Below are 22,179 nucleotides of genomic sequence, written 5' to 3'. Positions count from 1 at the left end.
GCTCAGTCGAACAGATATGAATCGTTGGCAAAGAAGCCGTGATCGACCGAATCGTGCACGCGACGGCCCTTCGCACCCTCACCTGCCGCACCGTAAGCGAAGAAGATCGGCATCAGATGTTCGTCGGTCGGGTGGTTCTCCCCAGGGAAAGGCGCCTTGTCCTTCCAGTGCAGCAGCGCTTCGGTATCGCCGAGCGCCAGCCTGTCGGCGAACCATTCGGTGAACGCATGCACCTTGCCGGCCAGCGCGGGATCGGGTTCGGCTCCGCGCCGAAGCCGACTGAAATAGGCGCGCAGATTGTGGGTGATGTGGCCTGAGCCGATCAGCAGTACGCCTTCGTGGCGCAATGACGCCAGCGCCTTGCCGATGGCATGATGCCAAGCGGCATCGCGACTAGGGTCGATCGACACCTGAACCACGGGAATGTCGGCGTCGGGGAACGCCAGCTTGAGCGGCGTCCATGTGCCGTGGTCATAGCCGCGCTTCTCGAACGTATGCGGCTTCAGGCCGGCTTGATCGAGCATGCCGAACACTCTTTCGGCCAGGGCAGGTTCGCCGACGGCCGGATAGATCATCTTGTAGAGCTCGGGCGCGAAGCCGCCGAAATCGTATATCATGCCCGGCTTGGGGTCCGTCACGACGGCGACGCCGTCGGTCTCGAAATGCGCCGAGACGATCACAATGGCTTTGGGCTTCTCGACAAGACCCGAGAGGCCTTCGAGATAATGGCGCGCCGGCGTGTCGGCCAAAACGATGTCGGGGCCGCCATGCGAAATGAAAAGTGTGGGCAACGAGGTCATGTCATGTCTCCTTGCCCTGAAATATACGCGCTCCTCACTGTTTCGAGCAGAGCGCCGAACCACGACGAAGCGTTCAACAATTGACAACGATCGTCAGTCTCCCGTTCAATCCTCCAGCACTTTGAGCGAAGGCGACGACCGTTCGTATCGCGGCAAGTCGTCATCGATCTCGTAATATGAGCCTTTGTCGGCGATGAAGATGTGATAGCCGCCAACCAGCGACGACGGCTCCTCGAACGAACCGGCCATGATCGAAACGTAGCCTTCGTCGTTCGGCTTCCAGAGCATCACCGAGCCGCAACGACTGCAGAAGCCGCGCCGGGCGAAGCTTGACGCGGCAAACCACGTCACGTTCTCACCGCCTTCGATATCGACCATGTCGTCATTGATATTGGTTGCAGCGTAGTAGTGGCCGCTCTGCTTCCGGCACATGTTGCAAAAAATTGCGCGACCGGCTCTGGATCGTCGGCAACAGTTCCGTTGTGCCAGTCGGCAAACACCGGAGACAATCCCATCCCAGGCCGGCTACCTGTCCGGCTCATAAATGCGATCGTGGTGCACGTCATGAACGACAATGAACATACAACAACGCTCAGGCCGGCACGGAGCGGGGACGGACGAGCGGTGTTTGACGTGACGCGACATTCCGTGCGTGAGCTGGCGAAGGAGCACTATTCCGCCGAACAGATTGCCGGATGGATGGGCGATCGGACGCCGGACACTTACGAAGCCCTCATTGCCAAAGGGCTGATGGTTGTTGCCGAGCGAGGCGACAGGATCGTCGGCTTCGTCGATTCCGAGCCAGGTGAGGTGACGCGGCTGTTCCTTGTTGCCGACGCGGCAGGATCAGGTCTCGGCAAAAAACTGCTCGAAATCGGCATCCGGAATGCACGAAGGAACCATGAAGGGCCGGTGCGGGTAGAATCGACTGTCAATGCCGAGGGCTTCTATCTCCGCCACGGCTTTCGCGCGATCGAGCGAGGCTATTTCTCCCATGGTGTCGGTGGCGACCCGATCGAGATCGTGCACATGGAACTGTGAGCTGCCCCGTCTTGCACCAGCAAGATCGGATCGCTACATCCGCGACATGAAGGTAAAAGACGCCGATATCATCATCGTGCCCGGATACACCAATTCGGGGCCCGCCCACTGGCAGAGCCGCTGGGAAGAAAAGCTGTCGACCGCACGCCGTGTCGAGCAGGACGAGTGGTCGAAGCCGGTCCGCGGGGACTGGACGGACAAGGTCGTCAAGGCAGTGAACGCGGCGGAGCGGCCGGTGGTGCTTGTTGCCCACTCGCTCGGCATCCCGACGGTCATTCACGCCATTCCCGAATTCAGGAAACCCGTCGCCGGCGCGTTCTTCGTGGCGCCGCCTGATGTGTCCAACCCGGCCCTCAAGCCGAAGCACCTGATGACCTTCGGCCCCTACCCGCGCGATCCGCTGCCGTTTCCGTCGGTCGTCGTCGCCAGCCGCAACGACCCCTATTGCGCGCTCGACGTCGCCGAGGACATCGCCGCGGCCTGGGGATCGCTGTTCATAGATGCCGGCGATTCAGGCCACATCAACGCCGATTCCGGCCATGGGCCGTGGCCGGAGGGATCGATGGTATTCGCGCAGTTCCTGTCGCGGCTGGAAAGCTAGCCCAAAGACTTCTTGAGGTCCGCCAGAAGACCCGCGGCGCCGGCCGCGATCAGCTGGTGCTCGGAGCCTGTCGCCAGCACCTGGTAACCCATGTCGACGAAACGCCCCGCGATCCTGGGATCGGTGACGTAGATGCCGGCATGCTTGCCGGCGGCACGGGTCCGCCTGCCGACATCGGCGACCGTTTCCATCATCGCTTCGAGTGTCGAGTTGATCGTCTCGCCCTTCGTCCAGGCGATGGAGAAATCACCCGGCCCAAGGAAGATGCCGTCGATGCCGGGCGTTTCCAGGATGCCGTCGAGCACGGCAACCGCCGCATGGGTCTCGACCATGGCAAAGGAAACGGTGCGGGCATTGCTTTCCTTCAGCCACTTGACCGAATCCTTGCTGCCGTGACGCGGTGCTGCGAAGGTTGGGCCCCAGGAGCGTTCGCCGAGCGGCGGATATTTCATCGCGGCGGCAAAGCGCCGGGCATCCTCGACCGAATTGACCATCGGCGCGATGACCGCCTCGGCACCAAAGTCGAGCGCGCGGCTCGCCATGTCGAATCGGCCAACCGGAACCCGGACGATCGAATGCTTGCCCGCCCGGAGCACCGGCGCGATCGAGCGCAGCACGCTGTCTTCATTGTGGCCGCCATGCTGCATGTCGAGGGTGACGGCATCGAAGCCTTGCCCGGCAAGGATTTCGACCGTCAGCGCATCCGGCACGCCGGACCAGGCGGTGATGATGGTCTCGTTGGCGTGCAGTCTCTCGGCAAGCGACATCTTTCTCTCCCTCAGGTCGTAGCCATTTCAACCGGAAGCTGGCGTCGGCGCAAACAAAAAACCGCCCGGGATGCGGGCGGTTCGTTGGTCCAGGGCTGCAGAAACTCGCGCCCCGGCATCCAGCATTTGGTCTTGATCAGGTGTTCTTGATCTGGTCGATCGCCTGCGCCATCAACTCGTCCATGGTGCGGCGGATCTGATGATCGGACTGGTCGACGCCGGCGGCGTCGAAATCAGCGCGGATCTTGCGGAAGACGTCATGGTCGCCGGCTTCCTCGATGTCGGAAACCACGACTTCCTTGGCGTAGGCCTCGGCGTCGGCACCCGACTTGCCAAGCTTTTCGGCAGCCCAGAGGCCGAGCGCCTTGTTGCGCCGCGCATTTGCCTTGAAGCGCAGTTCTTCGTCGAAGACGAACTTGCGCTCAAAACCTTCTTCGCGGTCCTTCATGTTGCTCATGGCAATCCTCCAGGGAGTGGGAAATCGATTCGACTTCCGGTGCATATGATATCGACTTCCTCAAACCAAAAGCCCGCCGCCCGGTCAATACGTCTCTTTTGAGCTGTTTGCCTGTGCGGTGCGGCATTTCCGCAGCAAAAGGCGTTAATTGGCAGGAAATGATGATTGAGCAATTGGCCCGATTAAGATAGAGACCGGCCTTGAAACCCACAGCCGCCGCGGCTTTGCGGCGTGAGAAAGGGACCGGTAGCTTGCCGTCCACCCTTCCAACCAGAGAAACAATCAAATGAAGAGTCGCCGCCGCATCTACGAAGGCAAGGCCAAGATCCTTTATGAAGGCCCCGAGCCGGGTACCCTGATCCAGTTTTTCAAGGACGATGCCACCGCTTTCAACAAGAAGAAGCATGAAGTCGTCGACGGCAAGGGCGTGCTCAACAACCGCATTTCCGAGCACATCTTCAACCACCTGAACCGCATGGGCATTCCGACCCACTTCATCCGTCGGCTCAACATGCGCGAGCAGCTGATCAAGGAAGTCGAGATCATCCCGCTCGAGGTCGTTGTCCGCAACGTCGCCGCCGGCTCGCTGGCCAAGCGCCTCGGCATCGAGGAAGGCACCGTGTTGCCGCGCTCGATCATCGAGTTCTACTACAAGGCCGACGCGCTCGACGACCCGATGGTCTCCGAAGAGCATGTCACGGCCTTCGGCTGGGCGAGCCCGCAGGAAATCGACGACATCATGGCGCTGGCCATTCGCGTCAACGACTTCCTCTCCGGCCTGTTCATGGGCGTCGGTATCCAGTTGGTCGACTTCAAGATCGAATGCGGCCGCCTGTTCGAGGGCGACATGATGCGCATCGTGGTCGCCGACGAGATTTCGCCCGACAGCTGCCGCCTGTGGGACGTCGCCACCCAGGACAAGCTCGACAAGGACCGCTTCCGCCGCGACATGGGCGGGCTGGTCGAAGCCTATCAGGAAGTGGCGCGCCGTCTCGGCATCATGAACGAGAACGAGACGCCCCGTCCGACCGGGCCGGTCCTCGTCAAGCACTGACAAATCCAAGCACGGGCGCGAGTAACTTCGCGCCCGACTGTTTTCCATTTCTGCTCCGGAGTGAAATGCCCGTGATCAAGGCCCGCGTCACCGTCACCCTCAAGAACGGCGTGCTCGACCCCCAAGGCAAGGCTATCGAACATGCGCTCGACGGCCTCGGCTTCGGCGGCGTCGGTTCGGTACGCCAGGGCAAGGTCTTCGACGTCGAAATCGACGGCGCCGACAAGGCCAAGGCGGAAGCCGACCTCAACGCCATGTGCGAGAAGCTTCTGGCGAACACGGTGATCGAGAATTACGCAGTGGAGATTGCCTGACGTGAAATCAGCGGTCGTTCTCCTCCCCGGCCTGAACCGCGACCGCGACATGATCGCGGCGCTGACAAAGATTTCGGGCACCGCGCCCGTTACCGTCTGGCAGACCGACACCGAAATCCCCGATGTCGACCTGATCGCCATTCCCGGCGGCTTCTCCTTCGGCGACTATCTGCGTTGCGGCGCGATCGCAGCCCGCATGCCGGTGATGCGCGCGGTGGCCGAGAAGGCCGCCAAGGGCGTGCAGGTCGTCGGCGTCTGCAACGGCTTCCAGATCCTGGTCGAGGCCGGCCTGCTGCCGGGCGCCCTGATGCGCAACGCTTCGCTGAAGTTCGTCTGCCGCGAAGTAAAGCTCGAGATCGCCAACGCCAACACCGCCTTTACGCGCAACTACGCGGCCGGCCAGATCATCCGCTGCCCGGTGGCGCATCACGACGGCAACTACTTTGCCGATCCCGAGACGCTGGCGCGCATCGAGGGCGAAGGCCAGGTCGTGGTCCGCTACGCCGAGGGCACCAACCCGAACGGCTCGATCAACGACATTGCCGGCATCATCAATGACAAGGGCAACGTGCTCGGACTGATGCCGCATCCGGAAAACCTGATCGAGGCAGCGCATGGCGGCGACGATGGCCGCGCGTTGTTCGAGAGCGCACTCGGGCTGCCCAAGGCAGCCTGAGCGAACCTCCTCCCCTCACCCTCTGAAAAGGCTGGTATCGGCGCATGAAGACTCTGCGGATTCTGGCGGCAACGGCCGCGGTCATCGGCCTCGCCGCCTGCAATTCCGGCCCGAAGACGCCGCCGCCCTCGTCATCCGGCAAGAGCGCTTCGCTGCGTTCGATGGAACAGGTGGCGATCGCTGCGCACAAATGCTGGTTCGCCAGCAAGGATCCGGCCTTCAAGAAGTACCAGATGGCCAATGAGCTGAACAATTTCGGCGGCACGCCGCGGTTCCTGCTCGTGCCGGCCAAGCAGTATGGCGCGCGCCCGCTGCTGGTCGTGCAGGCACAGGGCAATTCCAGCCAGGTCCAGGTGTTCGGCCCGCTGATGAGCGAAGCGCTCGGCAGCCGGATCACATCTGACATCAATCGCTGGCGCAGCGGCGACGCGTCCTGCGGCTCGGCCGCCTGACGGACCGACAAATCGTCAATTACCCGCCTCTCGTGCCCGCCTCGGGGCAAAAGAGGTGGAGGCACCAGGGGCGCGCCTCCACCTGAACCGAACCGTCAGTGGGTCGTGACGGCCCGTGACCATGGGAGTGGGCCGCATCGGCCCGAAAGCCGAACCCGGCTTTCGAAAAGTCCGATGCGAAAACGCAAGGATCGAGAGCGCCCACTTATGCGTCCTCACGGACGCACGGCGCTCTAGTCGTAGAAGGGGCGTAGCCCTTCGCGATAGGCGTCGCAGCGCGAAATTCCGATATCGGCGAGCTGGTCGTCGGTCAGCTCCAGCAGCGCCAGCCTGGTGCGCCGGCGCTCCATGCAAAACGCCAGCCAGCGCACGAAGCCGCGTATACCGCTGCGCTTCCCGTGCGGAGATGCAGCCGTGGCAACTCCGCCAATTGCATCGATTGTACTCATTTTTGCTGTCCACATTGTGTCTATTTGTGACGATCAATGCTATGAATTGACTCAACGACGATAGCAATTTAGGAATTGTCACCATGACAATTTGGCTTCCCGACCTCTCCTCCGGCTCCGGCCCGCTCTATCTCAGGCTGGCCGAGCGGATCGAGCACGATATCGACAACGGCATACTCGCTTCCGGTGCCAAGCTGCCGCCGCAGCGCGACTTGGCCTACGACATCGGAGTGACCATCGGTACTGTCGGTCGCGCCTACGCGCTGCTGCGCGAACGCGGGCTGGTCAGCGGCGAGGTCGGCCGCGGTACCTATGTGCTGGAGCGCAACGGCATCCAGCCCTCCATCATCGAGCCCGCGTCCCTGCCCCATGAGGGATCGCGGCCAGTCGAGGCGCCGGCGGGCAAGCTGCATTTCGACAGCACGGCTGCGCCCAATGTCGGGCAGAACAGTACAATCGAGACAATCACCTCGGCGATCTGCCGCGACTTTCCCGACGACGTCGCGAGCTATGCCCGGAACTTCCCCGAGCACTGGTTCAGGGCCGGCAGCGCCTGGCTGGGCCGCAATGGCTTTGCTCCTTCGCCCGACACGATCGTGCCGACGCTCGGCGCGCATGCGGCGATCGTTTCGATCATCGCGGCGGTGACGCAGCCGGGCGACTTCATCGTGTTCGAGCACCTGACCTATACGCAAGTGGCGCGCAGCGCCGGACTGGTCGGGCGCCGCATGGCGCTTGTCCGGTCGGACGCACACGGCATCGACCCCGCTGATTTCGAGGCCGTCTGCGCACAGAAGCATCCGAAGGTCGCCTTCCTGATGCCGACAGTGCAGAACCCGACCGGCGCGACCATGCCGGCCGAGCGTCGCGCCGCGATCGCCGACGTCGCGCGCAGGTACAATGTGCTGCTGATCGAGGACGATCTGTATGGCGCCCTGACCGATGATCGCACGCCGCTATTGGCGGAATTTGCACCCGAGCGGGTCTTCGTCGTCGGCGGTCTGTCGAAATCTGTCGCCGCCGGCGTACGCGGCGGCTGGTTGTCGTGCCCGGCGCATTTCCGGCACAGTATCCGCGTCGCCCACAAGATGGTCACCGGCGGCATGCCGTACCTTCTGGCGGAACTGTGCGCGCAACTGGTGCTGTCAGGCGAAGCCGCCGCCATTCGCGCCCGCTCCATCGCCGAGATCAATGCGCGCCTCGACATCGTGCGCAAGACGCTCGACGGCAGCGACTTCAACATCGCCGCCAACATCCCCTTCGTCTGGCTGGCCCTGCCGGAGCCTTGGAATTCAGGGACATTCAAGAATGCCGCCTATGGCCAGGGCGTGCTGGTCGACGACGAGGACGAGTTCAAGGCCGGCCGCTCCGACCAGGTTTTCCACCGCGTCCGGATCGGCATTTCGGCACCGCGCACGCGCAGCGAGGTCGAGGGCGGGCTGATCAAGCTGCGCCGCCTGCTCGACGAGGGTGACGCCGGCTACGACAGCTTCGGCTGAAACCCTGAGATCTCGGGCGGATGGCCGTTTCCGTGCCAGAAAGGGTGACTTTCTGGCCATTGGCGGTATATCCCGGCGCAATCATGCGCTATGGAGCCACCAACGCTCCCCAACGGATTCTGCGATCTACGATGACCATTCAGAATGACGTGAAGATCACCGGCGAACTCATCGCCGCGCACGGGCTCAAGCCGGACGAATACCAGCGCATCCTCGACCTTGTCGGGCGCGAGCCGAGCTTTACCGAACTCGGCATCTTCTCGGCGATGTGGAACGAGCACTGCTCCTACAAGTCGTCGAAGAAGTGGCTGCGCACGCTGCCGACCAAGGGTGACGTCGTCATCCAGGGCCCCGGCGAAAACGCCGGCGTCGTCGACATCGGCGACGGCGACTGCGTGGTCTTCAAGATGGAGAGCCACAACCACCCCTCCTACATAGAGCCCTATCAGGGGGCTGCGACCGGTGTCGGCGGCATCCTGCGTGACGTCTTCACCATGGGCGCCCGCCCGGTTGCCTCGATGAACGCCCTGCGCTTCGGTGCGCCCGACCACCCCAAGACCCGCCACCTGGTCTCGGGCGTAGTTGCCGGCGTCGGCGGCTATGGCAACGCCTTCGGCGTGCCGACCGTCGGCGGCGAAGTCAATTTCGATGCCCGCTACAATGGCAACATCCTGGTCAACGCCTTTGCCGCCGGCCTCGCCAGGACCGACGGCATATTCCTGTCGCAGGCCAAGGGTGTCGGCCTGCCGGTCGTCTATCTCGGCGCCAAGACCGGCCGTGACGGCGTCGGTGGTGCGACCATGGCCTCGGCCGAGTTTGACGACAAGATCGACGAGAAGCGCCCGACCGTGCAGGTCGGCGATCCATTCACCGAAAAATGCCTGCTCGAGGCCTGCCTCGAGCTGATGGCTTCAGGCGCCGTCATCGCCATCCAGGACATGGGTGCCGCCGGCCTGACCTGCTCGGCCGTCGAGATGGGCGCCAAGGGTGACCTCGGCATCGAGCTCGACCTCGACAAGGTTCCGGTGCGCGAAGAGCGCATGAGCGCCTACGAGATGATGCTGTCGGAAAGCCAGGAGCGCATGCTCATGGTGCTGCGTCCCGAGAAGGAGAAGGAAGCCGAGGCGATTTTCGTCAAGTGGGACCTCGATTTCGCCATCGTCGGCAAGACCACTGACGATTTGCGTTTCCGCGTCATCCACCAGGGCGTCGAAGTCGCCAATTTGCCGATCAAGGAGCTCGGTGACGAGGCGCCCGAATATGATCGCCCGTGGGTCGAGCCGGCCAAGCGCGCGCCGCTGGCTGACGACGACATACCACAAGCCGATGTCGCCGACGCACTGCTCAAGATGCTCGGCGGTCCAGATCTTTCGTCGCGCCGCTGGGTCTACGAGCAGTATGACACGATGATCCAGGGCAACACGCTGCAGCGCCCCGGCGGCGACGCAGGCGTGGTGCGTGTCGAGGGCCACGCCACCAAGGCGCTGGCGTTCTCGTCAGACGTGACGCCGCGCTATTGCGAGGCCGACCCCTATGAGGGCGGCAAGCAGGCGGTCGCCGAATGCTGGCGCAACCTGACCGCGACCGGCGCCGTGCCGCTCGCCGCTACCGACAACCTCAATTTCGGCAATCCCGAACGCCCTGAGATCATGGGCCAGTTCGTGCGCGCAGTGACCGGCATCGGCGATGCCTGCCGCGCGCTCGGCTTCCCGATCGTCTCCGGCAATGTCTCGCTCTACAACGAGACCAACGGCCAGGGCATCCTGCCCACACCGACCATCGGCGGCGTCGGCCTGATCGACGACTGGTCGAAGATGGCCAAGGCCTGCTTCGCTCGGGAAGGCGAAGTGATCCTGCTGGTCGGCGGCCCGGCCCAATGGGGCAGCCACCTGGCACAGTCGATCTACATGCGCGACCTGCACGGCCGCACCGACGGCCCGCCGCCGTCGGTCGACCTCGAACATGAGAAGAAGGTCGGCGACTTCGTGCGCAAGCTGATCCGCGGCGGCATGGCCACTGCCGTGCATGATCTGTCGGACGGCGGCCTTGCCGTAGCCCTTGCCGAAATGGCGATGGCGTCCGGCATCGGGGCGACTGTTCCGGGCCTCAGCGGCACCAACCCGATCCCGGTGTTCTTCGGCGAGGACCAGGGCCGTTACCTGGTCACCGTCAAGCTTGACCCGCAGTCGGCCGAGATGCAGGAATTGTGGAACGAAGCCAAGGCGCTCGGCATCCACGCGCCGTGGATCGGAACGACCGGCGGCAAGGAACTGACGCTGGGCGAGGCACGGGCGGTGAGCGTCGACGAGTTGACCTCGGCTCACGAATCCTGGTTCCCTCGCTTCATGGACAACTGAGCGGGAACGACAACATGGCAATGGACGCACACGACATCGAGCGGATGATCAAGGACGGCATTCCGGATGCCCGGGTGACCATCCGCGATCTCGCCGGCGATGGCGACCACTACGCCGCCGAGGTCGTCTCGGAAAGCTTCCGCGGCAAGACCCGCGTGCAGCAGCACCAGATGGTCTACGACGCGCTGAAGGGCAATATGGGCGGCGTGCTGCACGCACTCGCCCTACAGACCAGCATTCCCGAATAAGGGTCTGCGCTCCCATGACGCGGCGCCCGGATGACAATCACGTAGGGCGCCGCGCCTACTCGACTTTTGCCGAGCGCTACGACGCGGCAGCCCCCACCAAGCCCCACAACGCACTGTACGAGCGGCCGGCGTCGCTGGCCCTGCTCGGCGATGTCGCCGGGCTCGACGTGGTCGATGCCGGCTGCGGCTCCGGCATCTGCTCGGAAAAGCTGGCGCGCGGCGGCGCCCGGGTCCGCGGCTTCGACATCACGCCCGAAATGCTGGAACTGGCGCGCAAGCGCTGCGCCGGTCTCGACGTCGCGTTCCACCAAGGCGATCTGGCCAGGCCCCTGAATTGGCTGGCGAGCGGCAGCACCGACGCGATCCTGTGTTCGCTGGCGCTCGACTATGTCGAAGACCTCAAGCCTGTCTTCGCCGAGTTTCATCGCATTACGCGCAGCGGAGGCCGTCTGGTGTTCTCGATGGGCCACCCGATGCGTGACTGGGCCGATCCCCGCGCACGCCGCGATGCCAACTACTTCACGACCAACCGCTGGGGCCTGCATTGGGGCGGCTTTGGCGAGCCCAGGCCTTACGTCGAATCCTACCGTCGCCCGCTGCAAGACATTTTGAACGGCCTGAGCGATGCCGGCTGGCGTCTCGACCGTTTTGTCGAACCGCTGCCGGTGGCCGAGATGGCCGCCGTCGACCCCGAACACTTTGCCGAGCTCAGCCATTCGCCTGGGTTCATCTGCGTGCGGGCGATCAAGTAGGCCAGAAGGCCGAGGCCCTCGACATCGATCGCCCGATCTTTTATCCGGGACATTCCACAGAACAGGGGCGCGCGCTGATGTCATTGATCAACGACCTGGTCCAAGGCGTCGTCGACGGCGTGCTGAAGGACATTCTGAAGAAGCCGTCGAGCACCTCGAAGCGCGCCCGCCGCCGCAAGCGGACGACGTCGACAAGTTCGGCCACGCTGCGCCAGATCGAGAAGCTTTTGAGGCCAGCCAAGAAGCAGACCAGCCGCAAGCGCACGGTCCGCTCGCGCTCGAAGGCACGCCGCAGCAGCTGACTGACGCCGCAACGCAGGTGCTGCACGGCAAAAAGGTCACATTTCCGGATTTCGGGTCGACCCGACGCTTGGAATGCTCGACTGTTGCAACCACATAGTGGCAGATGCTAGCAGTCTAACGAACATTGCCGGTCCGCCGGCCAGATCTGAGGTTTAGGTGCGCCATGAGCGGAATCAACGAATACATCGATAGCGAAGTGAAGAGCCAGGATGTCGTGGTTTTCATGAAGGGCACGCCCGGCTTCCCGCAGTGCGGCTTTTCCGGCCAGGTCGTCCAGATCCTCGACTACCTCGGGGTCGACTACAAGGGCGTCAACGTCCTGACCTCGAACGAGCTTCGCCAGGGCATCAAGGACTATTCCAACTGGCCGACCATCCCCCAGCTCTACGTCAAGGGTGAGTTCGTCGGCGGTTGCGACATCATCCGCGAGATGTTCCAGGCCGGCGAACTGCAGTCGTTCCTGGAAGAGAAGGGCGTGAGCGTCAAGGGCGCCGCCTGACCTAAGAATTACCGGCTCCGGCCTGTTCCGGGGTCCCGTTTGTGGCAAATGCGCCGGCTTGCCCGGCGCATTTCCGTTTGAATTGGATTCCGAATGGAACAGAAAGTCGCTCCCAGCGTCCGTCAGGACGCATTTCCGATTCCGCGTTGGGAATTCATCGCGCTGGCCGCCGCATTGATGGCCGTCAACGCGCTTGCCGTCGACATCATGCTGCCGGCGCTGCAGCAGATCGGCGCTGCCCTCAACGTCGAGAGCGAGAACCACCGGCAATATGTGATTACCGCCTATTTCGCCGGCCTCGCACTGGCGCTGCTGGCCTATGGCCCGATCTCCGACCAGTTTGGCCGGCGCAAGCCGCTGCTGTTCGGCCTCGGCATCTATGTGCTTGCGGCCTTCGCGGCGGCATTCGCGCCAAGCTTCGAAACGCTGCTTTTGCTGCGCTTCGTCCAGGGCATAGGTGCTGCGTCGACGCGCGTCATTGCGGTGTCCGTGGTGCGCGATCGCTTCGGCGGGCGGCAGATGGCCGAGATCATGTCGCTGATCTTCATGGTGTTCATGGTCGTGCCGGTGGTGGCGCCCGCCATGGGGCAGATCGTCATGCTGTTTTCGGAATGGCACATGATTTTCATCGTCATGGCGGTGTCGGCGCTGGCGATCACGCTGTGGGCGGCGATCCGCCTGCCTGAGACGATGCATCCCGAGGACCGGCGGCCGCTGTCGGTGATGTCGATCGCCCGGGGCTTCCGCACCGTGCTCACCACGCGCATGTCGCTGTGGTACACGCTGGCCTCGATGACCATCTTCGGCGCACTGTTCGGCTTCATCAACTCGGCGCAGCAGGTCTATGTCGGCCTCTACGGGCTCGGCGTGTGGTTCCCGGCAGTGTTTGCGGCCATTGCCGGCATGATGTCGGTGTCGTCGTTCCTCAACTCGCGTCTCGTCGTCAAATTCGGCATGCGCAAGCTGTCGCACGGCGCCCTGATCGGCTTCCTGCTGGTGAGTGCGATCTGGCTCGTCTGGTCGCTGACCGGGCCGGTGCCGTTTCCAGCCTTCATCGTGCTGTTTGCTCTGGCGATGTTCCAGTTCGGCTGGATCGGCTCCAACTTCAACTCGATCTCGATGGAGCCGCTCGGCCATATCGCCGGCACGGCATCCTCGGTGCAGGGTTTCATGCAGACCCTGGGCGGTGGCATGATCGGTGCGGCCATTGGCCAATCCTTCGATGGCACGACGGTGCCGCTGGCGATCGGTTTCTGCAGCGTCGCCTCGATTGGCCTGGTGATGGTGCTGATTGCCGAGAAGGGCAAGCTGTTCCGCGGCCAGCACGATCCGAAGCCGGCAGTTGCCGAGGTCCACTGACAGCGTCGACGACGTACAGCCTCTGAAATAGAAACAGCCCGAAAACCTCAAGGTTTTCGGGCTGTTCGTTTTGGTGACCCTGTCGACCTCAGCCAGCCATCAGGCTGGTGAAATCGAACAGCTTGCGATCGAGCAGATGCGACGGACGGGTGTTGGACAGCGCCCGCAGCATGGTGTCCTTGCGGCCCGGCATGCGCTTTTCGATATCGTCCAGCATCGCCTTCATGGCGTTGCGCTGCAGGCCTTCCTGGCTGCCGCAGAGGTCGCAGGGGATGATCGGAAACTTCATGCCCTCGGCGAATTTGGCCATGTCGGCCTCGGCGCAGAAGGCCAGGGGCCTCAGAACCATGACGTCGCCCTCGTCATTGAGCAGCTTGGGCGGCATGGCGGCGAGGCGTCCGCCATGGAACAGATTCATGAAGAAGGTCTCGAGAATGTCCTCGCGATGGTGGCCGAGCACCAGCGAGGAACAGCCCTCCTCACGCGCGATGCGGTAGAGGTGCCCTCGCCTGAGCCGCGAGCACAGTGAACAATAGGTGCTGCCCTCCGGCAGTTTCTGGGTAACGACCGAATAGGTGTCGCGATATTCGATGCGATGGGCGATGCCATTGGCATTGAGATAATCGGGCAGCACGTTCTTGGGGAAGTTGGGCTGGCCCTGGTCGAGATTGCAGGCGAGCAGATCGACCGACAGCAGGCCGCGCCATTTGAGATCCATCAGGACCGCGAGCAGGCCATAGGAATCCTTGCCGCCCGACAGCGCCACCAGCCAGCGCTCGCCTGACCTGGCCATGGCATAGTCTTCGATCGCCTGGCGCGTCTGGCGCAGCAGTCGCTTGCGCAGCTTGTTGAACTCGACCGAGGACGGGGCATCGCGATAGAGCGGGAATGCACCCTCCGCAGGCTCGGCCAGCGCGTCCTGTTCGTGAATGCCCATCGGTCTGGTCCTTCAATCCACGGCGCGCAGATACGGGACAGCGCTGCCGTCAGCGGTATTCCGCAAATTCAGGCGGCGCGCAAGACATGCCCCCCAAACGAAAAGAGCGGCCGTTGCCGGCCGCCCTTTGAAATTCGATGCTATCCCGTCGCATCGCCAAGATGCGCCCAAGGCAGCGAGATTGAACGCGGCGCGAAGCACCGCGCTCTGGGGATTAGCGTGAATAGAATTCGACGACGAGGTTCGGTTCCATCTGCACTGCGTACGGAACGTCCGACAGGCCGGGAACGCGGGCGAAGGTCGCGACCATCTTGTTGTGATCGACTTCGATGTAGTCAGGAACGTCACGCTCGGCGAGACCAACCGACTCGAGAACGATGACCAGCTGCTTCGACTTCTCGCGGACTTCGATCACGTCGCCAGCCTTGCAGCGGTAGGACGAGATGTTGGTGCGCTTGCCGTTGACGTTGACGTGGCCGTGGTTGACGAACTGACGGGCAGCGAAAATGGTCGGCACGAACTTGGCACGGTAGACGACCGCATCCAGACGCGACTCGAGCAGGCCGATCAGGTTCTCGGAGGTGTCGCCCTTGCGGCGGTTTGCCTCTTCATAGGTCTTGCGGAACTGCTTTTCCGAAACGTCGCCGTAGTGACCCTTCAGCTTCTGCTTGGCGCGCAGCTGCAGACCGAAGTCCGAGAGCTTGCCCTTGCGGCGCTGGCCGTGCTGGCCGGGGCCGTATTCACGCTTGTTGACCGGGGACTTCGGACGGCCCCAGATGTTCTCGCCAAGACGGCGATCGATTTTGTACTTAGCGGATTCGCGCTTGCTCATCGCATTTCCCTTCAAAACGTTGCACCCGGAACTTCACGTTCCAGGCGAGGAAAACGCGCCCTCCTCTGGCCCCCGTTTTCGGAGCCTGACAGGATCTTCCACGCACGCATTGCGGAAAAGGTCCACGGGACACGTCAAATGAAACACCGGGCGTTTCGGCCCGGCGTTGGCGGCTAACTAGGCGAAACCGGCTGCAATGTCAACGCTTCCAAGGCAGCCGGCTCACTTCGCATCATGGAAGATGATGCCGAGCGTGAAGCGCTCGCCAGAGCGGATGCGGCTGACGCCGTGGCGCATCTTTACCCGATAGTCGCCGCGCGAACCAGCCTTGGGCCGGTCGTTGACGGCGAACAGAGCGCCATGGCCGATGCCGAGCGGAACCACCTCGGCGCGCGACTGCATGCGCGGACGCTGCTCGGTCATGACGAATTCGCCGCCTGCGAATTCGGATTGCGGGTCGGAGAGCAGAATCACCAACTGGACCGGAAACAGGTGCTCGCCATAGACGTCCTGGTGCAGGCAGTTGTAGTCGCCGGCACCGTATTTCAGGAGAAGCGGCGTCGGCCTGGTCTGGCCGTCGGCGTGGCATTCGGCAAGGAAAGCGTCAAGTTCGCAGGGATAACGCCTGGCGAGCCCCATGCGCTCGTTCCAGCCATTGGCGAAGGGCGCAAGGTGCTCATAGAAGCCGTGGCGCAGGCCCGAGATCACTTCAGGAAGCGGGTTGGCGAAGTATTTGTACTCCCCCGCCCCAAAACCATGACGCTGCATGACGATGCGGCTGCGGAATTGCGCGTCGCGGTCATAGAGCGCGCGCAAGGCCTGGCAGGTCTCGTTGTCGAGCAGCGGACCGGTCGGCGCGACACCAAACTCGTCGAGCTCACTGAGGATTCGCGTCCAGTCCAGGCGCGAAACGATAGGGCTTGGCTTCATGGCGGCGCTCCGTTGTTGTTGGAGGCCGACGCTATGCGCTCAATCCGGGCGCCGCATTCCGATTCCTGCGCGGCTCAGGTACCGAGATCGAACGCCTCCCGCGCCTGGCGCATGTTGTCACGATTGCTTGCGGCCCAGCCGCCGAGCGACGCGATCGGCACGGCAAGCGACTGGCCGAGCTCGGTCAGCCCGTATTCCACCTCCGGCGGGGTTGTCGGCCGCACCGTCCGGGTGACCAGCCCGTCACGCTCCAGCGAACGCAGGGTGACCGTCAGCATGCGCTGCGAGATGCCTTCGATCGCGCGCTTGAGCGCGTTGAAGCGCACCGGCTGCTCCTGGAGATTGATGATGACGAGGATGCTCCAGGTGTCGCCGACACGGTCGAGCACCTCGCGGATCGGGCATGTGCTGCGGCCGTCGGTTTCGAAGCCGGGGGTGGTGTGAAGCAGCGGCACCGCGGTTGTGGGTTTTGTCGGGGCGTTCATGTGGTTCCTCTGACGTAACCTGGGCACGAAATCATGCGTTCTTTTCGCCCTCTTCGGTTCGATCTATATGGTTATCGTTGGTAACCTGATTACAAATCATACCTGCATTCGCCTGAAATGGCAAAGCAGGCGAACAAGGAGAAGATCATGAAACTCGCTCTCATCGGCGCATCCGGCTTCGTCGGCAACGCGGTGCTCAAGGAAGCCGCTTCGCGTGACCACGAGGTCACGGCCATCGTGCGCACCCCGTCCAAGGTCGCCGCCCTCGACGGCGTCACCGCTGTCAAAGCCGACGTCAACGACATCGACGCGCTGAAGGCCGCGATCTCGGGCAGCGACGTCGTCGTCTCCGCCTTCAATGGCGGCTGGGGCGATCCGGAGATCTATGCCAAGCATCTCGCCGGCTCGAAGGCGATCGTCGCAGCCGCAAAGGCCGCCGGCAAGCGCGTCATCGTCGTCGGTGGCGCTGGCAGCCTCGAAATCGACGGCAAACAGCTGGTCGACGGCCCGCACTTCCCCGAAGCCTACAAGGACGGTGCACGCGCCGCGCGCGACGCCCTTGCGGCCCTGCGCGGCGAGACCGGTCTGGAATGGTCGTTCCTGTCGCCGGCAATCATGATGGCCCCGGGCGCACGCACCGCAAAATTCCGCACAGGTGGCGACCAGCCGGTGTTCGATGCCAATGGCGAAAGCCACATCTCGGTGGAAGACCTGGCCGTCGCCATCGTCAACGAGGCCGAAACGCCTGAGCATACGGGCAAGCGCTTCACCGTCGGCTACTGATCGGCTCGCCGAGGCTCAGTGCCCGACGGGTTTGCCGGACCTCAGTGCTTTGTCCTGTGCTCCGGCAAACCCTTGTGGCTGGTCTCGGCGAACTCCTCGAGTTCCTTTTCGGTCATCGATTCGTACATTTCCTTCGATGCGCCGACGAGTTCGCTCTTCTTGATCTCGCCGCGCTTGGCGGCGAGGGCTGCTCCAGCGGCTTTCTGCTGGGCTTTGGATACGGCTGGCATGGCGTTTCTCCTTACCTCTGGGCCTTTGGACCTCTCGGGTTTGGAAAACGCCTGCCGGGCCGTCATGTTCCTTCGACCGTCAGTCCAAAGCCCTGCATCAGCCGGCGCGTCGCAAAATCGGTGCGCTTCGAGGTGAAGACGGCGATGTCGCGGCCGGCGTCGTCGCGCCACTCGCGCGAACCGTCGAGCAAGGACAGCGCGCGGCGCGCGATCGCCTCGGCCGGATCGATCCAGTCGACCGGCCAGGGCGCTGTCTTGCGCATGCGGTTGACCAGGAAAGGATAATGCGTGCAGGCAAGCACGACGATGTCGGTGCGGCGGCCGTCCTGCTCGACGAAGCACGGGGCGATTTCCTCGGCTACCGCCTGTTCATCGACGAAACCCTCGCGCATGTAGGTCTCGGCCAAGGCTGCCAGCCTGTGGCTGCCGACGAGGCGGACATGGCACTTCGACGCCCATTGGGTAATGAGGTCGCGCGTGTACTGGCGCTTCACCGTGCCCGGCGTGGCCAGCACCGAAACCAGGCCCGAACAGGTGCGCTCGGCCGCCGGCTTGATGGCCGGCACTGTGCCGACGAATGGGTGGTCGGGAAAACGCTCGCGGATCGCCTCGATGACCAGCGTCGAGGCGGTATTGCAGGGAATGACCGACAGCTCGGGCTTGAAGCGCTCGAGCAATTCGTCGAACAGGCCAAGGATGCGCTGCTTGAGCGCCGGCTCCTCCCAGTTGCCATAAGGAAATGCCGCATCATCGGCGACATAGACAAAGCGGCGGTCGGGCATCAGCACACGCGCCTCGCGCAGCACGGTCAGCCCGCCAATGCCGGAATCGAACATCAGGATCGGGCGGTCAGTCATTGTCGAGCCCTCTGCCGCCGACCGGCGGCGTGTCGTCCTCGTCGCTGCCGGCGCCACCCGAATGGGCGGCGAGGTCAACCCTGGCCTTGCGTTCGGGATAACCCTTGCCGCGCGGCTCCTTGGGCGAGAAATAGTCGAGCGAGGCAACGACGCCGCGCAGCACCTTGAGCTCGGGGGAGAAGAAGCCGGCCCGGGTCAGCACCGAGCGCAGATTGTCGACCATCTTCGGCTTCTTGGTCGCCGGGCGGAAATAGCCGCGCGCCTCGAGGGCGGATTCGAGGTGATTGAACAGGCCGTGCAACTCGTCCTTGGTCGCCGGCTTCATTTCCGGGCCAGAGAAATTGGTCTGGGTCTCATCTTCCAGACCTGATTTCATCCACTCATAGGACATCAACAGCACCGCCTGGGCGATGTTGAGCGAGGCAAATCTGGGATCGACCGGGAAGGTGACGATCTCGTCGGCCAGGCTCACTTCCTCGTTGTAGAGACCGAAACGCTCGCGCCCGAACAGTATGCCGGTGCGAAGACCTGACGCGGCGCGGCCGCGCAGCATGCGGCCGGCCTCGACGGGACCGCGCACTTCCTTGAAGCCGTCACGCTCGCGCGCGGTGGTGGCGAAGACGAAGTTGAGGTCGGCAACCGCCGATGCGAGGTCGGGGAAGACCACGACGGCGTCGATGACGTGATCGGCGTTGCTGGCAGCGGAGCGCGCCTTCTCGTTCGGCCAGCCGTCGCGTGGATTGACCAGGCGCAGTTCGCCGAGGCTGAAATTGGCCATGGCGCGCGCCACCATGCCGATGTTCTCGCCGAGCTGCGGCTCGACGAGGATGATCACGGGGGCCGCTGTTGGCATGGGGTTTTCTGACATTGTTGCGATTGAACCGAGAATTGCGCCTTTTGCGCGTCCCTGACATATTCGCGCGCGAAAATGAAGTTCCGGTAAGGGCGAGCCATGGCGGACGATCTCGCGGAACAGATCCTGGCCTTTGTCGGCGACGATCCCAATGTCGGCGAAATCCGTATGTTCGGCGGCACCTGCTTCACGCTCAACGGCAACATGATGGTCGGCACGCTGAAGGACGGCGCCTTGCTGGTGCGCGTCGGTGAGGAACAGGAGCCCGCGGCTCTCGCCTTGCCGGGCGCCAGGCGAATGGACTTCACCGGCCGCGAGATGAAAGGCTTCATCATGGTGGCGCCTGATAAGCTGGACGACCGGGCGATCGAGAGCTGGATCGCCATGGCGTCGCGCTTCGTCGGGCCGATGCCGCCGAAGACGGGCTCAGCCAGGCAAAAATGACCTGCGGCACCAGCGACGGCCAACGTCGCAGCCAGGCATTTCATACAATGTCAGCAAACAGGCCGAAGGTCGCAATCGCAATCATTTGCGCCGTCCGATTCGCTTTGGTATAGGGGCCGCACTCCCAATCGTGAACCCTCCGGGACCGGCTGGTTCCAGGCAAAAAGAGGCAATTTCCTATGGCGAAGATCAAGGTGGCCAAGCCCGTCGTCGAACTCGACGGCGACGAGATGACCCGCATCATCTGGCAGTTCATCAAGGACAAGCTGATCCACCCCTATCTCGACATCGACCTCGAATATTACGACCTCGGCATCGAACACCGCGACGCCACCAACGACCAGGTGACCATCGACGCTGCCAACGCCATCAACAAGCACGGCGTCGGCGTGAAGTGCGCCACCATCACGCCTGACGAGCAGCGCGTCGAGGAGTTCAAGCTCAAGAAGATGTGGAAGTCGCCCAACGGCACGATCCGCAACATCCTCGGCGGCACGATCTTCCGCGAGCCGATCATCATGAAGAACGTGCCGCGCCTGGTTCCGGGCTGGACCAAGCCGATCATCGTCGGCCGTCATGCCTTCGGCGACCAGTACAAGGCAACCGACTTCAAGTTCCCGGGCAAGGGCAAGCTGTCGATCAAGTTCGTCGGCGACGACGGCCAGGTGATCGAGCACGACGTGTTCGACGCCCCGGGCGCCGGCGTGGCGATGGCCATGTACAACCTCGACGAGTCGATCCGCGAATTCGCCCGCGCCTCGCTGAACTACGGCCTGCTGCGCAACTATCCGGTCTATCTGTCGACCAAGAACACCATTCTCAAGGCCTATGACGGCCGCTTCAAGGACATCTTCCAGGAGGTCTACGAGAAGGAATTCGAGGCCGAGTTCAAGGCGCGCAAGCTCTGGTACGAACACCGCCTCATCGACGACATGGTGGCTTCGAGCCTGAAGTGGTCGGGCGGTTATGTCTGGGCGTGCAAGAACTATGACGGCGACGTGCAGTCCGACACCGTGGCCCAGGGCTTCGGCTCGCTCGGCCTGATGACTTCGGTGCTGATGACCCCGGATGGCAAGACGGTGGAAGCTGAAGCTGCCCACGGCACCGTCACCCGCCACTACCGTCAGCACCAGAAGGGCGAGGAAACCTCGACCAACTCGATCGCCTCGATCTTCGCCTGGACCCGTGGCCTCGCCCACCGCGCCAAGCTCGACGACAACGCCGATCTGAAGCGTTTCTCCGAGACGCTGGAACGCGTCTGCATCCAGACGGTTGAAAGCGGCTTCATGACCAAGGACCTGTCGCTGCTGATTGGCCCCGACCAGCCCTGGCTGTCGACCACCGGTTTCCTCGACAAGATCGACGAGAACCTGCAGAAGGCGATGGGCTGATCTGCAAAAAGACAAGGCCGAACCCAGTGCATGCCGTTCATGTGACGTTTGCGACCGCGAACTATTCACAGGCCAGCAAATTGCTAGCAAAGACGGCATGCCGGTTCGGCCTTGATACCGTTGTCTACACACCGGACCATCCTGTGCTGCGCGATTTGGCGCAACGTTACCCGGCCATAATGAGCGCACGACGCGGTGCGGGCTATTGGCTCTGGAAGCCATTTGTCATCATGGATGTACTGAACAGCGTGCCGGATGGCACGCTGGTTCTCTACACCGACATCGCCATGACATTCATCGCCGACCCCGCGCCGCTCATCGCGCTGGCTGAAAAACACCCTGTTTGTCTCTTCCAGATGGGCAGCGCGATGCTGCAGTCGACATGGACAAAGCGCGATTGCTTTGTCGAGCTGAACGCCGACACCGATGAGTTCTGGTCGCTGCCGCAACTCGTAGGCGGCATTCAGCTTTACCGGGCTGGGCCGGAAGCAAGGCAGTTTGTGTCACGCCTTTCCGAAGCCATGACAAGCGAGGCATGTCTCACTGATGCCCCGAACATACACGGGCTTCCGAACCTGCCTGGCTTCGTCGACCATCGACATGACCAGTCGGTGCTGACGATCCTTGCGAAGAGACACAACGCAGCGCTGTTTCCCGATCCGTCGCAGTTTGGTCCATGGCAGAACGAGCCAGGCGAACAGCCATTCGGCGAGACAGTCTTTCTCCATCGCCGGCGGAACCAGCCGCTCCACAAGTGGGTGATCCGGCGGCTTCGCCGTCAATATACCGGTGGCCGCGAGTTTATTTGA

Annotated in this window: 29 protein-coding genes; 17 read left to right on the top strand and 12 right to left on the bottom strand. The window is 63.0% G+C overall.

The window, feature by feature from the left end:
• Positions 1-2 precede the first annotated feature (2 nt).
• Both HNQ95_RS08420 and HNQ95_RS08415 read right to left on the bottom strand, forming a co-directional pair.
• The gene (locus tag HNQ95_RS08420) at positions 3-800 is read right to left on the bottom strand and encodes a DODA-type extradiol aromatic ring-opening family dioxygenase (RefSeq protein ID WP_067962593.1); all 798 of its coding nucleotides are present in this window, start codon (positions 798-800) and stop codon (positions 3-5) included.
• A 105-nt stretch (positions 801-905) separates the two neighbouring features.
• On the bottom strand, positions 906-1,244 hold the full coding sequence (locus HNQ95_RS08415) for a GFA family protein (protein ID WP_465251663.1): 339 nt from the start codon (positions 1,242-1,244) through the stop codon (positions 906-908).
• 108 nt (positions 1,245-1,352) lie between these two features.
• On the opposite strand from HNQ95_RS08415, the gene HNQ95_RS08410 reads away from it, so the two are divergent.
• Both HNQ95_RS08410 and HNQ95_RS08405 read left to right on the top strand, forming a co-directional pair.
• Positions 1,353-1,841 (top strand): GNAT family N-acetyltransferase, encoded by a 489-nt coding sequence (locus tag HNQ95_RS08410; protein WP_312874156.1) that lies wholly within the window; start codon positions 1,353-1,355, stop codon positions 1,839-1,841.
• 46 nt (positions 1,842-1,887) lie between these two features.
• Complete coding sequence (locus HNQ95_RS08405) at positions 1,888-2,442, top strand: RBBP9/YdeN family alpha/beta hydrolase (RefSeq protein ID WP_182573852.1); 555 nt, start codon at positions 1,888-1,890, stop codon at positions 2,440-2,442.
• Here HNQ95_RS08405 and HNQ95_RS08400 read toward each other — a convergent pair.
• Both HNQ95_RS08400 and HNQ95_RS08395 read right to left on the bottom strand, forming a co-directional pair.
• Positions 2,439-3,209 carry an HpcH/HpaI aldolase family protein gene (locus HNQ95_RS08400; protein ID WP_182573851.1) on the bottom strand — a complete coding sequence of 257 codons (771 nt, stop codon included), beginning with the start codon at positions 3,207-3,209 and terminating at the stop codon, positions 2,439-2,441. The two genes, HNQ95_RS08405 and HNQ95_RS08400, sit on opposite strands and share 4 nt — an antisense overlap.
• Positions 3,210-3,345: 136 nt before the next feature.
• A complete protein-coding gene (locus HNQ95_RS08395; RefSeq protein WP_067962605.1) occupies positions 3,346-3,666 on the bottom strand; it encodes a DUF1476 domain-containing protein in 321 nt (106 codons plus the stop codon).
• Positions 3,667-3,952: 286 nt separating this feature from the next.
• Between HNQ95_RS08395 and purC the strand changes: the two genes are divergently transcribed.
• The 4 genes from purC (at position 3,953) to HNQ95_RS08375 (ending at position 6,162) form a co-directional block, all read left to right on the top strand.
• Positions 3,953-4,720 (top strand): phosphoribosylaminoimidazolesuccinocarboxamide synthase, encoded by a 768-nt coding sequence (gene purC, locus HNQ95_RS08390; protein ID WP_067962607.1) that lies wholly within the window; start codon positions 3,953-3,955, stop codon positions 4,718-4,720.
• Positions 4,721-4,791: 71 nt separating this feature from the next.
• Positions 4,792-5,034, top strand: a complete 243-nt coding sequence (gene purS, locus HNQ95_RS08385; RefSeq protein WP_067966646.1) for a phosphoribosylformylglycinamidine synthase subunit PurS — start codon at positions 4,792-4,794, stop codon at positions 5,032-5,034.
• Position 5,035: 1 nt separating this feature from the next.
• A complete protein-coding gene (gene purQ, locus HNQ95_RS08380; RefSeq protein WP_182573850.1) occupies positions 5,036-5,710 on the top strand; it encodes a phosphoribosylformylglycinamidine synthase subunit PurQ in 675 nt (224 codons plus the stop codon).
• A 44-nt stretch (positions 5,711-5,754) separates the two neighbouring features.
• The gene (locus HNQ95_RS08375; protein ID WP_067962612.1) at positions 5,755-6,162 is read left to right on the top strand and encodes a hypothetical protein; all 408 of its coding nucleotides are present in this window, start codon (positions 5,755-5,757) and stop codon (positions 6,160-6,162) included.
• Between the two features lie 233 nt (positions 6,163-6,395).
• Here HNQ95_RS08375 and HNQ95_RS08370 read toward each other — a convergent pair whose 3' ends face one another.
• A complete protein-coding gene (locus HNQ95_RS08370; RefSeq protein WP_067962615.1) occupies positions 6,396-6,611 on the bottom strand; it encodes a DUF1127 domain-containing protein in 216 nt (71 codons plus the stop codon).
• A gap of 83 nt (positions 6,612-6,694) precedes the next feature.
• On the opposite strand from HNQ95_RS08370, the gene HNQ95_RS08365 reads away from it, so the two are divergent.
• The 7 genes from HNQ95_RS08365 (at position 6,695) to HNQ95_RS08335 (ending at position 13,628) form a co-directional block, all read left to right on the top strand.
• The gene (locus HNQ95_RS08365; protein ID WP_182573849.1) at positions 6,695-8,110 is read left to right on the top strand and encodes an aminotransferase-like domain-containing protein; all 1,416 of its coding nucleotides are present in this window, start codon (positions 6,695-6,697) and stop codon (positions 8,108-8,110) included.
• Between the two features lie 131 nt (positions 8,111-8,241).
• Positions 8,242-10,467 carry a phosphoribosylformylglycinamidine synthase subunit PurL gene (purL, locus tag HNQ95_RS08360; protein WP_182573848.1) on the top strand — a complete coding sequence of 742 codons (2,226 nt, stop codon included), beginning with the start codon at positions 8,242-8,244 and terminating at the stop codon, positions 10,465-10,467.
• 14 nt (positions 10,468-10,481) lie between these two features.
• The gene (locus HNQ95_RS08355) at positions 10,482-10,715 is read left to right on the top strand and encodes a BolA family protein (protein WP_067962623.1); all 234 of its coding nucleotides are present in this window, start codon (positions 10,482-10,484) and stop codon (positions 10,713-10,715) included.
• Between the two features lie 14 nt (positions 10,716-10,729).
• The gene (locus tag HNQ95_RS08350; RefSeq protein ID WP_182573847.1) at positions 10,730-11,467 is read left to right on the top strand and encodes a class I SAM-dependent DNA methyltransferase; all 738 of its coding nucleotides are present in this window, start codon (positions 10,730-10,732) and stop codon (positions 11,465-11,467) included.
• Between the two features lie 77 nt (positions 11,468-11,544).
• The gene (locus HNQ95_RS08345) at positions 11,545-11,769 is read left to right on the top strand and encodes a hypothetical protein (protein WP_067962630.1); all 225 of its coding nucleotides are present in this window, start codon (positions 11,545-11,547) and stop codon (positions 11,767-11,769) included.
• A 164-nt stretch (positions 11,770-11,933) separates the two neighbouring features.
• The gene (gene grxD, locus HNQ95_RS08340) at positions 11,934-12,269 is read left to right on the top strand and encodes a Grx4 family monothiol glutaredoxin (protein ID WP_067962632.1); all 336 of its coding nucleotides are present in this window, start codon (positions 11,934-11,936) and stop codon (positions 12,267-12,269) included.
• 93 nt (positions 12,270-12,362) lie between these two features.
• Positions 12,363-13,628 (top strand): multidrug effflux MFS transporter, encoded by a 1,266-nt coding sequence (locus HNQ95_RS08335; protein ID WP_154386083.1) that lies wholly within the window; start codon positions 12,363-12,365, stop codon positions 13,626-13,628.
• A gap of 88 nt (positions 13,629-13,716) precedes the next feature.
• On the opposite strand, the gene ttcA is transcribed toward HNQ95_RS08335, so the two are convergent.
• From ttcA to HNQ95_RS08315, 4 genes are all read right to left on the bottom strand, one after another.
• Positions 13,717-14,565, bottom strand: a complete 849-nt coding sequence (gene ttcA / locus HNQ95_RS08330; protein WP_182573846.1) for a tRNA 2-thiocytidine(32) synthetase TtcA — start codon at positions 14,563-14,565, stop codon at positions 13,717-13,719.
• A 214-nt stretch (positions 14,566-14,779) separates the two neighbouring features.
• Positions 14,780-15,397 (bottom strand): 30S ribosomal protein S4, encoded by a 618-nt coding sequence (gene rpsD / locus HNQ95_RS08325; protein ID WP_067962637.1) that lies wholly within the window; start codon positions 15,395-15,397, stop codon positions 14,780-14,782.
• A 222-nt stretch (positions 15,398-15,619) separates the two neighbouring features.
• On the bottom strand, positions 15,620-16,327 hold the full coding sequence (locus HNQ95_RS08320) for a 2OG-Fe(II) oxygenase (RefSeq protein ID WP_182573845.1): 708 nt from the start codon (positions 16,325-16,327) through the stop codon (positions 15,620-15,622).
• Positions 16,328-16,401: 74 nt separating this feature from the next.
• Positions 16,402-16,812 (bottom strand): winged helix-turn-helix transcriptional regulator, encoded by a 411-nt coding sequence (locus HNQ95_RS08315; protein ID WP_067962642.1) that lies wholly within the window; start codon positions 16,810-16,812, stop codon positions 16,402-16,404.
• A gap of 147 nt (positions 16,813-16,959) precedes the next feature.
• On the opposite strand from HNQ95_RS08315, the gene HNQ95_RS08310 reads away from it, so the two are divergent.
• Positions 16,960-17,595: an NAD(P)-dependent oxidoreductase gene (locus HNQ95_RS08310; RefSeq protein WP_154385523.1), complete on the top strand. Its 636-nt coding sequence runs from the start codon at positions 16,960-16,962 to the stop codon at positions 17,593-17,595.
• Positions 17,596-17,636: 41 nt separating this feature from the next.
• Here the strand turns inward: HNQ95_RS08310 and HNQ95_RS08305 are convergent, their stop codons facing one another.
• The 3 genes from HNQ95_RS08305 to HNQ95_RS08295 all read right to left on the bottom strand — a co-directional run bounded on the left by HNQ95_RS08305 (position 17,637) and on the right by HNQ95_RS08295 (position 19,535).
• Positions 17,637-17,825 carry a DUF3008 family protein gene (locus HNQ95_RS08305; protein WP_067962645.1) on the bottom strand — a complete coding sequence of 63 codons (189 nt, stop codon included), beginning with the start codon at positions 17,823-17,825 and terminating at the stop codon, positions 17,637-17,639.
• 62 nt (positions 17,826-17,887) lie between these two features.
• Positions 17,888-18,682 (bottom strand): glutamate racemase, encoded by a 795-nt coding sequence (murI, locus tag HNQ95_RS08300; RefSeq protein ID WP_067962648.1) that lies wholly within the window; start codon positions 18,680-18,682, stop codon positions 17,888-17,890.
• Positions 18,675-19,535, bottom strand: coding sequence for an RNA methyltransferase (locus HNQ95_RS08295; protein ID WP_246340630.1), 861 nt, complete (start codon positions 19,533-19,535; stop codon positions 18,675-18,677). Before HNQ95_RS08295 ends, murI begins: the two co-directional genes overlap by 8 nt.
• A gap of 99 nt (positions 19,536-19,634) precedes the next feature.
• On the opposite strand from HNQ95_RS08295, the gene HNQ95_RS08290 reads away from it, so the two are divergent.
• The 3 genes from HNQ95_RS08290 to HNQ95_RS08280 all read left to right on the top strand — a co-directional run bounded on the left by HNQ95_RS08290 (position 19,635) and on the right by HNQ95_RS08280 (position 22,179).
• Positions 19,635-19,979, top strand: coding sequence for a TfoX/Sxy family protein (locus HNQ95_RS08290; protein ID WP_154385525.1), 345 nt, complete (start codon positions 19,635-19,637; stop codon positions 19,977-19,979).
• Positions 19,980-20,158: 179 nt separating this feature from the next.
• Complete coding sequence (locus HNQ95_RS08285; protein ID WP_067962660.1) at positions 20,159-21,370, top strand: NADP-dependent isocitrate dehydrogenase; 1,212 nt, start codon at positions 20,159-20,161, stop codon at positions 21,368-21,370.
• 26 nt (positions 21,371-21,396) lie between these two features.
• Entirely contained in the window at positions 21,397-22,179 is a 783-nt protein-coding gene (locus HNQ95_RS08280; protein WP_067962663.1) for a hypothetical protein, read from the top strand.

The sequence above is a fragment of the Aminobacter ciceronei genome, from assembly GCF_014138625.1.
GTDB classification, from domain to species: Bacteria; Pseudomonadota; Alphaproteobacteria; order Rhizobiales; family Rhizobiaceae; genus Aminobacter; species Aminobacter ciceronei.
This window is presented reverse-complemented; position numbering and strand designations above follow the sequence as displayed.